Genomic DNA, 12,275 nt, shown 5'->3' with positions numbered 1-12,275 from the left:
CACGGGTTTGGCGTCAGAGCGCGCTTATTTCAGCGCGTCCCAGCTGTCCTGAATTTCGGTCGCCACAGTGGCGGCGTCCTTGCCGCTGGTGAAATCGACCATGCCGGTCCAGAAGGAGCCCGCGCCCACGCCACCCGGCATCAGGTCAGAGCCGTCAAAGCGGAAGGTGGTCGCATTCACCAGAATATCCGCCTGACCGCGCAGCGCGTCATTGAGGTAGGTCTCCGGATTCACGCTTTTCAGCGGTGTCAGGAAGCCCGACTGCGCGCCAAAGACTTCATGCGCCAGTGGCAGCTGGAAAAATTCCATCAGCGCGCTGGTCGCATCAGACGGATCGGTGATCGCCATCAATGTGCCGCCGCCCAGAACCGGATTGCCGAGGTCTTTGCCCGCGTAAGAGGGGAAGTAGAAGAAATCCACATCTTCGCCAAACTCAATGCCTTCCGGGAAGAAGGCCGGCACGAAGGAAGCCTGACGGTGCATGTAGCACTCTGCCGGGGCGGCAAACATGCCTTTCGGGCTGTCGCGGAAGTCGGTGGTGGCCACAGCGCCCGCACCACCGGAGACTTTGGCATCATCGCCCACAAACCAGCCGAACTCTTCGATGGCCGCCACCACACGTTCGTCGTTGAACGGAATGTCGTTGGTGGTCCAGGCGTCATAAACATCGGCTGGCTGGGTGCGCAGCATGATGTCTTCGACCCAGTCGGTGGCGGGCCAGCCGGTTGCCGCGCCGGATCCCAGACCGATGCACCAAGGGGTTTCGCCATCGGCCACGATCTGCTCGGTCAGCGCGCGCAGATCTTCCATAGTTTCCGGCACCTCATATTCGGCGTCCTCAAAGTTCTCCGGGATGTACCAGACCAGCGATTTCACGTTCACATTGTAAAAGAAGCCATAGTGCTGATCCGCGCCGTCTTTGTCGGCATAGGTGCCAAGATCAACCCAGCTTTGGCCCGCGCCGTAGTTTTCAACGGTCCAAGGCGCCATGCTCGCAGGCAGCGGCGAAAGCAGGCCGCGCGCGGCCATATCTGCTGCAAGGCCGGGCTGTGGGAACACGGCAATATTGGGGGCGGAGCCCGCTTCGGCATCAATCACGATCTGCTGCTCAAAGCTGTCAGAGCCGGTGTAGATCGCCTCTGCCCCCGTCGCATGGGTGAAATACGCCAGCACCGAACGGAACACCTCATCTTCAGGCTGCAGCCATGGACCGGCGACCGTCACGGTCTGTCCGCTCAGATCCGGCGCGTTTTCGGCCCATGTCTTGTAGCTGTCCCAACTGAATGCACCCTCCCCCGGCGCAAATTTCAGGTGGCCATCGGCCAATGCGGCGCTTGCCATCAGCGCCAGCGCAGCGGCGCTCGCATAAAGTTTCGGTGTCATGGATGTCCTCCCAGTTTCCATTCCTGTGGATAGGTTACCAAAGCGCTTTGAATTTTGCAATCCGCAAGAAATCCACCGACTTGTGCCAGAGAAATATATGATTTATGAGTGATTTCAGGAGGAATACCTTTGGTTCTGTTGTCAGAAACGGTCTGTGTTTTTGCCAGCAATCAAAGCGCTTTGAGGAATAATCGCCAAAAATCATGAACCTGAAAGAGCTCTCAGAGAAACTGGGTCTGTCGCAGACCACAGTGTCGCGCGCACTCAATGGCTACCCGGAGGTACGCGAATCAACGCGCCAGAAAGTGCTGGAGGCGGCGCGCGCCCATAACTATGCGCCCAACACGCGTGCCAAGACATTGGCGACCGGACGGGCGATGACCATCGGCCACGTGCTGCCCGTTTCCAAAAAGCATGAGATGGTGAACCCGATCTTTGCCGATTTTATTGCCGGGGCGGGGGAGATCTATTCAGACAACGGATATGATCTGCTGCTCTCTGTGGTGAATGACGAAGACGAAGAAGCCAGCTATCGCAAACTTGTGTCTCGTGGTGCTGTGGACGGGCTGATCGTGCATGGCCCCAAGGTGGATGACCGTCGCATCGCGCTGTTGCAGGAGCTTGGCGTGCCTTTCGTGGTGCATGGTCGCTCTACTGAAGTGAGAGAGCGTTACAGCTGGGTGGATGTGAACAACAAGCGTGCCTTTCAACGGGCCACGGAATTCTTGCTGGATCTCGGGCATCGCCGCATTGCTTTGCTGAACGGATTGGCGGATATGGATTTTGCCACCCGACGGGGCGCGGGCTATCTGGCGGCGTTAGAGGGGCGTGATGCGCCTCTGCGACCTGATTTGGTGTTTCATGACGAGATGACCGAAAACTACGGCTATGAAACCTGCCGCAAAGCGCTGGCGATGGAGAAGCCACCAACCGCCTTTGTGGTGTCCTCGATCATTCCGGCCATTGGTCTGCGTCGCGCACTTTCAGAGGCTGGGCTGACGATGGGCCGCGATGTGTCTGTGGTCATCCATGATGATGCGCTCAGCTACTTTAGCAATGATGGCGATATTCCCGCCTTTACCTCTGTGCGCTCGTCCGTGCGCGAAGCCGGACGCAAAGTGGCGCATGCGCTGATTGACATGATCACCAATCCCGGCACCGATCTGCCACAGGTGATGCTGGAGGCAACGCTGACGGTGGGCCAATCCACCGGTCCTGCCCCTGCGTTGCGGCAGGCATTAGAGCAGGAAGCCTGACATGATCACCCACAAACGCTCCGACTTTCCGCAAGACTTTCAGTTTGGCGTTGCGACCTCAAGCTACCAGATTGAGGGCCACAGCTTCGGCGGCGCCGGGCGCACCCATTGGGATGATTTCGCAGCCACCCCGGGCAATGTGGTGCGGGCTGAAAATGGCGCGCTGGGCTGTGATCACTACAACCGTCTGGAAGAAGATCTCGACCTCATCGCCGGACTGGGTGTGGACACCTATCGTTTTTCCACCAGCTGGGCGCGTGTGCTGCCGGAAGGGCGCGGCACTCCCAATCAAGAAGGGCTCGATTTTTATGACCGTCTGGTGGATGGGCTGCTTGCACGTGGCATCAATCCGGCACTTACGCTCTATCACTGGGAGCTGCCCTCCGCCCTGGCCGATCTGGGCGGGTGGCGCAATCGCGATATTGCGGGCTGGTTTGGCGACTATACCGACACGCTCATGCGTCGGATCGGGGATCGTGTCTGGTCCGTCGCGCCGATCAACGAGCCTTGGTGTGTTGGCTGGCTGAGCCATTTTGTTGGCGCCCATGCGCCGGGGCTGCGCGACATCCGCGCCACCGCGCGCGCCATGCACCATGTGCTTCTGGCCCACGGCACGGCCATTCAGGTGATGCGCGGCCATGGCATGAAAAACCTCGGCGCGGTGTGCAATTTTGAGTGGGCCGCGCCGGTTGATGACAGTGCAGAGGCCGCCGCCGCCGCCGCGCGCTATGATGCGATTTACAACCGGTTCTTTCTGGGCGGGCTGTTCAAAGGGGAATACCCCGATCTGGTGCTCGAAGGGCTTGACCCGCATCTGCCCAAAGGTTGGCAGGATGATTTTGACGTCATCACCACGCCGGTGGATTGGAGCGGGCTGAACTATTACACCCGCAACCTCATCGGTCCGGCCGCGACGCCATGGCCCAGTTACAGCGAGCACACTGGTGAATTGCCGCTGACCTCTATGGGCTGGGAGATCTATCCTGATGGGCTGCGTGATTTCCTGATCCGCATGGCGCGGGAATACACCGGCGATCTGCCGATTTATGTCACAGAGAATGGCATGTCAGCGCCTGACCAGATCACGGGTGGCGCGGTTGATGATCCACACAGAATATCCTACCTGAACGTCCATCTCGATGCCGTCAAACAGGCGCTGGCCGCAGATGTGCCTCTGAAGGGCTACTATATCTGGTCTTTGATGGACAATTACGAATGGGCGCTGGGCTATGAGAAGCGCTTTGGCCTGATCCATGTGGATTTTGAGAGTTTTGCGCGCACGCCCAAAGCCTCTTATCACGCATTGGCGCAGGCTTTGCGCAGCTAGGTCTGTGCGAGTTGGTCTAACGCGGCGCGAAAGGCCTGCACGGTCGCACGGTCTGTCACGCGCTGGGTTTTGGCAAAGCCAAATTGCTGCAAATCAGCGGCCACAGGCATGTCTTTCGCACAGGAGCTGTGAAAGGATGTAACGCCTGTCATTTCTGCAGTTTCAGCCAAGTTAGAGACTGAAACGCCGCTGCCCACCATGATCTCGATCCGCCCGTTTGCCGCGCTGTGGAGGCGTGCAATCTGCGCCAATCCGTCAACCGCTTTGGGCGCTCCGCCGGATGTCAGGATACGGTCTATGCCTAGTGTGATGGCCTGCTCCATCACCGCGATGGGATCCGGCAGCAGGTCGATCACCCGATGCAGTGTGACCTCCAGCCCTTCGGCGGCGCGCATCAAAGTGGTGAGCGTTTTCAGATCCAGCGCATCCGCCTTGCGTGCACCGATGACCACCCCTGCCAAACCCGCCTCTTTTACCGCTGCGATGCTGGCACACATGGCTGTTGTTTCTGCTGCGTCATAGCAGAAATCCCCGGCGCGTGGCCGGATCATGGCGTGGCTTGGAAGGCCACTTTGCGCCGCCAGTGCAATCAGCCCGGGATCGGGTGTGAGCCCACCGAGATCCAGCGCGCTGCACAGCTCGATCCGATCCACCAACCCGGCACAGGCATTCAACCCGGCAGGAGTGTCGATGCAGACCTCGAATGTGAGCCTATTCCGCTGCATCGGGGGCTTTTGGCGCAGTGATAACCTCTGCAAGCGTGCCCGTCACGGTGTGGTCTTCATCCAACAGGATCAGATCTTCGACAGGGCGGTTGAGCGGGCTTGCGAGCGCAGGCAATCCCATGCAGGCCGCAGGGGTGGTGATCGCCATGCGCAAAGCCGCTTCTGGCGAAAGCCCAATCTTGGAAATCAGGCGCTGCACGCCCTGTGCCTGCGTGATATGCGCACCGGCCAAACCGCCCTGGCGGTTGATCAGACGCCCGTCGCGCAGCGCAACCTCATGGCCATAAAGGTCAAACCGATCCGGCCCGCCAACCGTGGCCATGGAATCTGATACCAGCATCATGCGATCCGGCACTGGGCGCGCGCGCAGCGCCAGCCCCACCATGCTGTCAGCCACATGAAATCCGTCGCAGATGATCCCAGCATAAAGCGATGAGTTGATCACCGCGCCCACAACGCCTGGCTCTCGGCTCGTCATCGGCGACATCGCGTTGTAAAGATGGGTGGCACAGCGCACCCCAGCGGCAATCGCGGCCTCCACCTGCGCGGCGGTGGCATCTGAATGTCCAACAGAGACTATTGCACCCCAACTCGCCAATTCTGTGATCTGCTCCAGCGTGACCGCCTCTGGTGCCAAAGTGATCATCACAGGCACATCCGTTTCGCGCAGATGCTGCACCACATTCATTGTGCGCGCATCCAGCGGGCGCACATAGGCACCATCATGGGTGCCTTTGCGTGGCTCAGAGATATGCGGCCCCTCAATGTGCAACCCAATAATGCCCGGCAGCCCTTTGGCGGCGACGATTGCATTGGCGGCTTCTTCCAGCACTTCTGGCCTATCTGTGATCACAGTGGGCAACAGCGCCACCGTGCCAAACCGCCGGTGCGCGGCGGCGATGGTGGCGATGCCCTCCCGCGTTGGGCTGGTGTTCAACAGCACGCCGCCACCACCATTGACCTGCAAATCCACATAGCCGGGCGTCAGCGTGCCTGTCACAGGGGTCGCGCCAGCGGGGGCCTCTGCGATCTCGGCGACACTCCCGTTTTCCACCCGCAGAGCCATCCCTGTGCGCAGGTCCTTGCCGTCAAACAGCTGATCGGGGGCCAGCCACTGCGTGCTCATGATGTCACCTCAAGAAAATAGGGCTCCAGCGCCAATTCGATCTGCGCATCCACCAGCCGCTGCGCTTGCGCACCGTCCAGCATCTCGGCACGGGTCAGCGTGGCCTCATCAAAGGCGGTTTGCAGTGCTGCGTCGGGCGAAACAGCGGGCAGATCATCAAACAGCGCCTTCACAGCAGCAACCGCCTTGGGCTGAGGCCAGTAATAGCGGATACGATCCGCCAGCCCGAAATGACGCTGCTGATACAGCGCATCCTCGGCCCCATGATAGTGCCCCTGCCAGTGTTTTGGTGTTTCCAACATCACTTCTTCCATTGCCGCCTGCAGCGCGCCTTTGGAGCCGCGCAGAGTGTCCAGCGCATAAAGCGCCTCGCGGTAGGCAAAGGTCAGCGCCGGGCCGACCTTTTGGAACGCAAAGCCCAGCTCTGCAAGCCGATGAAACACCTCCGGGTGCTGATAATCCGTCGAATGCGCCTCAAGACAGACATTTGGCGTGTCTGCGAGTGCGGCAACAAAGCCCGGATCGCGCGCCAGCGGCATGTGATGCACTTCGGTCGGGCTGAATTCCACGCCGGGCTGCACCACCAATCCGCCGATCGCGGGGGCCAGATCGCCAAAGGTCTCGATGTGCATGGCGAGGGTTTTGGCCGCGTCAGTTGCGTTGGTGGGGGGGATATCTCCGTCCTCATCCATGCGCGCGCCACCTGGTGGGGGCACTTCGGTGCCAACGACAAAAAGCAGATCTTCGCCCGCTTCTGCACAAACCCGCGCCAGATCGGCAGAGCGGCTGGCGGTTTGATCGTCATTCAGTTGCGCTGCTTCGCCCGCACAACCTTCGGAGCAATCAAGGTGGATCTTGCCAAACCCGGCTTTCACATAATCACGCACCAGAACGCGCGCCTTTTCCATCGCCGCCTTGGCCGGCATTGCGCGCCAGGCCTGCGGGCCGAGGTGGTCGCCGCCAAAGATGATGCGCCCGCGATCCACGCCGGCATCATCGGCAATGTCGTGCACATAGCGGATGAAACCTTCCGGCGTGATCCCAGTGTAGCCGCCGTCCTGATTGACTTGATTGGAGGTGGCCTCAATCACCACCCGCTGATCCTTTCGCTCTGCAAGCGCGAGCGCGGCCCGCAACACATCGGGATGCGCGGTGCAGACCGAGGGAATGGCCACGGGCGCTCCGTTGCGGTTCTGGGTGATGATCTTGCGGAGTTCATCCGTCATGTTGTGTCTCCTGCCAGGCTGCATAGGCAGCCCCTCGTGCGCCGCTGGCGTCGCCGCCCTCAGCCAGTACCAGCTTTGCGGCCAAGAAATCCCCGATCTGTGCGTCTTGCGCGGCGGTTGAGATGTCCTCGATCACACCGTCGATCTGGCTCAGACCACCGCCCAGCACGATCACATCCGGGTCCACCGTCAGGGTCAGCCCGTGGATCATCTCGGCGGCAAGGTTGGTCCAGACTTTCCAGACCCGCGCCATATCGCCTTTGCGACGTTCAGCTATTTCTGGCGGAGAGAGCGCGAGCCCGCTCAGATGTTGCGCCAGCGCGGTCAGTCCGGGCCCCGCCACATAGGTTTCAATACAGCCCAATCGGCCACAGCCACAGCGATGGATTGGCAGCCTGTAACGGCTCACAATATGCGCGGGCGCAGCGATGTGGCCAAACTCACCGCCCGTCAGGGTTGGTCCCTGTAAAAGAGACTGATTCACCACAATTCCGCCACCAATGCCTGTGCCGATGATCAGGGACATCACGGTGTTGTGGCCGCGCCCTGCGCCAAAAATCGCCTCTGACAGCCCCAGTGCGCGGCAGTCATTCACATAGGTGATCGGGCGTCCCAAAGCGGTGTTCAGATGGGCGGGAAACGGATGGTCGGTGGCGGGCAGATTGGCGGTCAGCGCGAGGCCGGTTTTCGGGTTCACCAGCCCGGCCGCTCCCACACCCACCGGCAGCGCCATCCCGGCTTCCGCTTCGGCCCATCGGACCTGATCCACCACAGTTGTGACCAGCTCTTTGTAGGTTTTTGGCGTTGGCGCGCGGTGGCGCGTCACTTCGCGCCAGTCTTCATCAAACAGGCGCACCTCACATTTGGTGCCTCCCAGATCGATGCCGGCGACTGTCATGCGCCTGCTCCGTCGCCAACACCATGCAGGGTCACCCCTGCCACCACACGGCTGAGCGTGCCTTGGCCGGTGAAAGGATCATCCACATTCAGACCCAGATCTGCGGCCCATTTAACGCCGTCGATCTGCGCCGCAGCGATGCACAGCGGTGCCGCCCAGGCGGTGCCAAAGGGCATGGCGATGTCGATATCTCCGCCGGGGCCAATCTCTGTCACCCGCGCGTCGGGGAACTGCGCGCGCAGCTCGGCCACCAGATCGGTGTCATAGGCGCGGGTGGGCGATTGCGGGCTGGAGAAGACGGTGATCGCGGTCTCGCCGCGCACAAAGGATTTCGGGCCGTGACGGAAGCCAAGGCTGCTGTCCCACAGCGCAGGTGTCTGCCCGGCGGTTAGTTCCATCACCTTCAGCGCTGCCTCCCGCGCCGCATAGGTCAGCGGGCCAGAGCCGACATAAACCGCACGCTCCGGGCGCGGCGTGCCAAACTGCGGCAACAGGGCGTCGAGCTGATCGGCCAGCGCAGCAAAGCGCGCAGGCACATCACAGGGCGCATCAAACAGGGCCAGCGCGGTCAGCAGCATGGTGGAAAAGCTGCTGGTCATGGCAAAGCCCGCATCATGGGTCACTTCGGGCAGGTTGATCACCTTCAGCGGGCCGGGCGCTGCGCGGGTTGCCAGTGCGCCCTCGGGGTTGCAGGTGATGTGCAAACGCGGCGCATCCGGCGCCAAAGCGTCCAGCGCATCGAGCGTGCCAAGGCTTTCGGTGGAATTGCCTGAGCGGCCAAAGCTCACCACCAGCGGGCGGTTGCCCGTCAGAAAGGCGCGCGGATTGGCCACCAGATCGGTGGAGGGCACAGAGCGGGTGCCCGGCACAGCGGTGGCGATGATGTCGCCGATATAGGCGCTGGTGCCCGCGCCACAGAACCACACCTCGTCCGCGTTCTGATCGGCAATCCAGGCGCGCAAGCCAGCCACGTCAAACGCCGCGCCCCAGGCGCGCCAAACCGCAGGTTGTTGATGAATTTCGCGCCAGGTGGCCCAGCTGTTCAAAGAGTCGGTCATGTGGTTTGGGTCACTTTCGAGAGCGTTTCCGGCGCATCTGGGTTCAATCCCAAAGCCAGCGCAGTTTCAAGGATCACAGGGTAGATCAGCGCGAGCAGATAAGCCGCCGCCGCCGCCGGGGTCAGCGGCCCCTCACAAAGTGCGCTCACCCGCAGGCGATGCACGTCACAGCCTTCTGCCTGAAACCGCGCTTCTGCCTGATCGAGGCTGTCCTGAATGTCGGCCCGCCCGGTGTCGAGGATCAGCACCATGAGCGGGTTGGTGGCCAGTTGCAGAGGGCCATGCAGAACCTCGGAGGAGGAGTAGGCTTCGGCGTGAACGGCGCAGCATTCCTTCAGCTTCAACGCCACCTCATGGGCTGCCCCAAAGCCGGTATCCCGCCCGATCACATAGACGCTGCGCGCCCGCAGGAAAGCCGCGCGGATCGCCGCTGCATTTGGCAAGGCAGCGGGCGCGCCTGCCAGTGTTTGCGCAGAGCTCTTGGCGTCATATTTTGTCTCTAATCCAGCCAAAAGTGCCATCCCAGCCGCGATAGAGCCCACTACGGTTTTGGTTGCGGGTACTGCGTTTTCAGGGCCAGCGCTGATAGGGACGGTGACTTCTGAAACCTGTTCCACCGGGCTGTTTGGTTGGTTGGTGATCGCCAGCACTTTGGCACCCCGTGCCCCTGCGCCTTTGGCACTGCGCACCAGATCCTCACTCGCGCCAGACTGGCTCACCACCAGCGCGGCGGTGCCTGCCATCTGCACACCATCGCCGATCGAAAACACCGATGGGGGCAGCGATGTGACCGGCACGCCCAGCACCCGCATGAACTCATAGGAGAGAATATTGGCCGCCGCATCAGAGGAGCCGCGTGCAATGGTGTAAAACGCCCGCACATCCCCCATGTCGGGCAGGGCCACCGCCTGTGTCGCCGCCCGCGCAAAAACACCCAGCGCGTCGCCACTTTCCTGCGCCATCCAGGCGCCCGGAACATCCGCTTTCATCGTCATTTCCGCAATCCAAACTTGTCAAATTCCGCCCAGATCGGGCCCATATCAATCATGCTGCCGTTGATGCGCGCCTCGTCTAGCGCCATCGCCACCAGCCCGGCCTCAAGCGCGTCCACCACGCCCACCGGTAGGCTGTCGCTCTCGCCTTTCAAAAAGGCCACGATGTCATCCACCATCATGTGATCCGCGCCGTAGTGGGCAGAGGCGCGCGCCGCCTCCATCTGGGTGTAATCGTGATCGGCAATCACGCTGCCATCCCGCGCCGTGGCCCGCACAAAGCCGCGCATAAAATCGCCCTCAATCATGCCCAGCGCGCCCATCACACAGAAGCGGCGGTGCTCATCGGGCACGTTGATATTGGTGTGAAAACTCATCGACGCGCCGCTTTCATAGTGCAGGATCGCCGTCTGGTGGTCGATGATATCCCCATCGCTGTGAAACGGGTCATCTACGCTCTGCCACACGCTTTTCTTGCGGTGCATGATCTCGTTTTCGGCGTTTGACGTGGGCGCAAATTCCGGCACAAAAGATCGCCGCCCGCCAAAGCTCGCCACGCGGCTGGGCCTTGAGCCGGTCACCATGTTGTAGATGTCCAGATCGTGACAGCATTTTTCCAGCATGAAGCCGCCAGACCAGCGCACCATCCGCCGCCAATCCCGCATGAAAAACGCCCCGTGATACGGCGCGATATGTTCACTCGCTTCAATCGAGGTGATCGGCCCGATCTGATCCAGAACCCGGCGCAGATCCACCATATGTTGCGAATAGCGCAGCACCAGCCCCACCATCACACGGTCCGTGCCGTGCTCTGCCAAAAGCGCGGCCAGCTCCATGGTCTCCTCTTTGGTGGTGACCACGGGCTTTTCCGTGAAAATCCGCACCCCGGCGGCCAGCCCCGCCTTGATATGCTCCAGATGGAAACTGTTCGGTGAGCCGACAAAGAAGAGGTCTGGCGATGTGTCGGCGAGCATGGACTCCACATCGTCAAACCGCGGCACATCGGTGCCAATCATTTCCAGATGGGTGGGCTGTGGATCATAAAATCCAATAAATTCCACCTCGGGCATGGCCTCTTTCAGGATGGAGAGCACATGCCCCGCCCGAAGCCCGATCCCTGCTGTGACAACACGCATGACTTATCCTCAGGCCACCAGCGCCGGCGCGGATTTGCGGCGCAGCACCTGACCGTTGCTTTGGAACACGTGGCAGTCTTCTGGCGCGACCGTGAGCTTGAGGATTTCCCCCTCACGCACTGGCGCGTCACCAGGCAGGGAGGCGCAGAACCGCGTGCCATTGCCAATGGTGCCATAGGTGATCGCCACACCGCCCAGACGTTCCAGCACATTCACCGTAATATCGAGACCATTCTGGCCCAAAGCCACATGTTCGGGACGAATGCCAACCTCTACACTATCCCCAAGGCTGACACCGGTTGTGTCCACCGGCAGCGACATCTTATGGCCGCCTTCAAGCTCCACAGTCAGCGCGCCGCCTGTGTCCAGCACCTTGGCGGGCACAAAGTTCATATTGGGCTGGCCGATGAAGCTTGCCACAAATTTGGTGGCCGGGTGGTGATAGAGTTCCATAGGCGTGCCAAATTGTTCCACCTGACCGCCGTTCAGCACCACAATCCGGTCGGCCATTGTCATGGCTTCGACCTGATCATGGGTCACATAGACCATGGTGGCGTCCAGTTGACGATGCAGCTGGCTCAGCTCGACGCGCATATCCCCACGAAGTGCGGCGTCAAGGTTGGAGAGCGGCTCATCAAACAGGAACACCTTCGGTTCGCGCACAATCGAACGGCCAATGGCCACCCGCTGGCGCTGACCACCCGAAAGCTGTCCGGGCTTCAGTTGCAGTTTGTCCGTGAGTTGGAGCACTTTGGCGGCGTGTTGCACACGCGCATCCAATTGATCTTTCGCCATCTTCTGCACCCGCAGCGGGAAGGCGATGTTTTCATAAACCGTCAGATGCGGATAGAGCGCATAGGATTGGAACACCATGGAAATGCCGCGATCCACCGGGGCGGCGTGACTCACATCCTCGCCACCAATCACGATGGAGCCGGATGTGGCTTCCTCCAGCCCGGCAATGATGCGCAGCAACGTGGATTTGCCACAGCCTGAAGGGCCGACAAACACCACAAATTCCTTGTCCTCAATGGCGAGGCTGATGTCATGCAACACTTTGGCTGTGCCAAAGGATTTGGTGATTGCATTGAGGTTGAGCGTCGCCATGGCACTGTCCGTCTGTCTGAAAATTTTTGAAAGTGAGGAGG

11 protein-coding genes are annotated in these 12,275 nt (G+C 60.8%); 2 read left to right on the top strand and 9 right to left on the bottom strand.

Annotated features, from left to right (window positions below):
- Positions 1 to 24: 24 nt before the first annotated feature.
- Positions 25 to 1,383: an ABC transporter substrate-binding protein gene (locus J7413_RS06755; protein WP_209097290.1), complete on the bottom strand. Its 1,359-nt coding sequence runs from the start codon at positions 1,381 to 1,383 to the stop codon at positions 25 to 27.
- Between the two features lie 203 nt (positions 1,384 to 1,586).
- Between J7413_RS06755 and J7413_RS06750 the strand changes: the two genes are divergently transcribed.
- Positions 1,587 to 2,639, top strand: a complete 1,053-nt coding sequence (locus J7413_RS06750; RefSeq protein ID WP_209097289.1) for a substrate-binding domain-containing protein — start codon at positions 1,587 to 1,589, stop codon at positions 2,637 to 2,639.
- Between the two features lies 1 nt (position 2,640).
- Positions 2,641 to 3,966, top strand: a complete 1,326-nt coding sequence (locus J7413_RS06745) for a GH1 family beta-glucosidase (protein WP_209097288.1) — start codon at positions 2,641 to 2,643, stop codon at positions 3,964 to 3,966.
- Here the strand turns inward: J7413_RS06745 and J7413_RS06740 are convergent.
- Genes J7413_RS06740 through ugpC form a run of 8 tightly spaced genes read right to left on the bottom strand, consistent with a single transcriptional unit; the run spans position 3,963 to position 12,234 of the window.
- The gene (locus J7413_RS06740; RefSeq protein WP_209097287.1) at positions 3,963 to 4,691 is read right to left on the bottom strand and encodes a copper homeostasis protein CutC; all 729 of its coding nucleotides are present in this window, start codon (positions 4,689 to 4,691) and stop codon (positions 3,963 to 3,965) included. The two genes, J7413_RS06745 and J7413_RS06740, sit on opposite strands and share 4 nt — an antisense overlap.
- Positions 4,678 to 5,817, bottom strand: a complete 1,140-nt coding sequence (locus J7413_RS06735) for an N-acetylglucosamine-6-phosphate deacetylase (RefSeq protein ID WP_209097286.1) — start codon at positions 5,815 to 5,817, stop codon at positions 4,678 to 4,680. The genes J7413_RS06740 and J7413_RS06735 overlap by 14 nt, the downstream gene beginning before the upstream one ends.
- The gene (locus J7413_RS06730) at positions 5,814 to 7,043 is read right to left on the bottom strand and encodes a class II D-tagatose-bisphosphate aldolase, non-catalytic subunit (RefSeq protein WP_209097285.1); all 1,230 of its coding nucleotides are present in this window, start codon (positions 7,041 to 7,043) and stop codon (positions 5,814 to 5,816) included. The genes J7413_RS06735 and J7413_RS06730 overlap by 4 nt, the downstream gene beginning before the upstream one ends.
- Complete coding sequence (locus tag J7413_RS06725; protein WP_209097284.1) at positions 7,033 to 7,941, bottom strand: ROK family protein; 909 nt, start codon at positions 7,939 to 7,941, stop codon at positions 7,033 to 7,035. Before J7413_RS06725 ends, J7413_RS06730 begins: the two co-directional genes overlap by 11 nt.
- Positions 7,938 to 8,999 (bottom strand): SIS domain-containing protein, encoded by a 1,062-nt coding sequence (locus J7413_RS06720; protein ID WP_209097283.1) that lies wholly within the window; start codon positions 8,997 to 8,999, stop codon positions 7,938 to 7,940. Before J7413_RS06720 ends, J7413_RS06725 begins: the two co-directional genes overlap by 4 nt.
- Entirely contained in the window at positions 8,996 to 9,994 is a 999-nt protein-coding gene (locus tag J7413_RS06715; RefSeq protein WP_247743360.1) for an SIS domain-containing protein, read from the bottom strand. The genes J7413_RS06720 and J7413_RS06715 overlap by 4 nt, the downstream gene beginning before the upstream one ends.
- A complete protein-coding gene (locus tag J7413_RS06710; protein ID WP_209097282.1) occupies positions 9,991 to 11,127 on the bottom strand; it encodes a Gfo/Idh/MocA family oxidoreductase in 1,137 nt (378 codons plus the stop codon). Before J7413_RS06710 ends, J7413_RS06715 begins: the two co-directional genes overlap by 4 nt.
- Positions 11,128 to 11,136: 9 nt before the next feature.
- The gene (gene ugpC / locus J7413_RS06705) at positions 11,137 to 12,234 is read right to left on the bottom strand and encodes a sn-glycerol-3-phosphate ABC transporter ATP-binding protein UgpC (RefSeq protein WP_209097281.1); all 1,098 of its coding nucleotides are present in this window, start codon (positions 12,232 to 12,234) and stop codon (positions 11,137 to 11,139) included.
- Between the last annotated feature and the right edge of the window lie 41 nt (positions 12,235 to 12,275).

The sequence above is a fragment of the Shimia sp. R10_1 genome (assembly GCF_017744095.1).
Taxonomy (GTDB): domain Bacteria; phylum Pseudomonadota; class Alphaproteobacteria; order Rhodobacterales; family Rhodobacteraceae; genus Shimia.
This window is presented reverse-complemented; position numbering and strand designations above follow the sequence as displayed.

Excerpts from the sequence above, each read along its gene's own strand:
- J7413_RS06755 (WP_209097290.1), bottom strand. The coding sequence starts at position 1,383 with ATGACACCGAAACTTTATGCGAGCGCCGCTGCGCTGGCGCTGATGGCA.
- J7413_RS06750 (WP_209097289.1), top strand. The coding sequence starts at position 1,587 with ATGAACCTGAAAGAGCTCTCAGAGAAACTGGGTCTGTCGCAGACCACA.
- J7413_RS06745 (WP_209097288.1), top strand. The coding sequence starts at position 2,641 with ATGATCACCCACAAACGCTCCGACTTTCCGCAAGACTTTCAGTTTGGC.
- J7413_RS06740 (WP_209097287.1), bottom strand. The coding sequence starts at position 4,691 with ATGCAGCGGAATAGGCTCACATTCGAGGTCTGCATCGACACTCCTGCC.
- J7413_RS06735 (WP_209097286.1), bottom strand. The coding sequence starts at position 5,817 with ATGAGCACGCAGTGGCTGGCCCCCGATCAGCTGTTTGACGGCAAGGAC.
- J7413_RS06730 (WP_209097285.1), bottom strand. The coding sequence starts at position 7,043 with ATGACGGATGAACTCCGCAAGATCATCACCCAGAACCGCAACGGAGCG.
- J7413_RS06725 (WP_209097284.1), bottom strand. The coding sequence starts at position 7,941 with ATGACAGTCGCCGGCATCGATCTGGGAGGCACCAAATGTGAGGTGCGC.
- J7413_RS06720 (WP_209097283.1), bottom strand. The coding sequence starts at position 8,999 with ATGACCGACTCTTTGAACAGCTGGGCCACCTGGCGCGAAATTCATCAA.
- J7413_RS06715 (WP_247743360.1), bottom strand. The coding sequence starts at position 9,994 with ATGACGATGAAAGCGGATGTTCCGGGCGCCTGGATGGCGCAGGAAAGT.
- J7413_RS06710 (WP_209097282.1), bottom strand. The coding sequence starts at position 11,127 with ATGCGTGTTGTCACAGCAGGGATCGGGCTTCGGGCGGGGCATGTGCTC.
- ugpC (WP_209097281.1), bottom strand. The coding sequence starts at position 12,234 with ATGGCGACGCTCAACCTCAATGCAATCACCAAATCCTTTGGCACAGCC.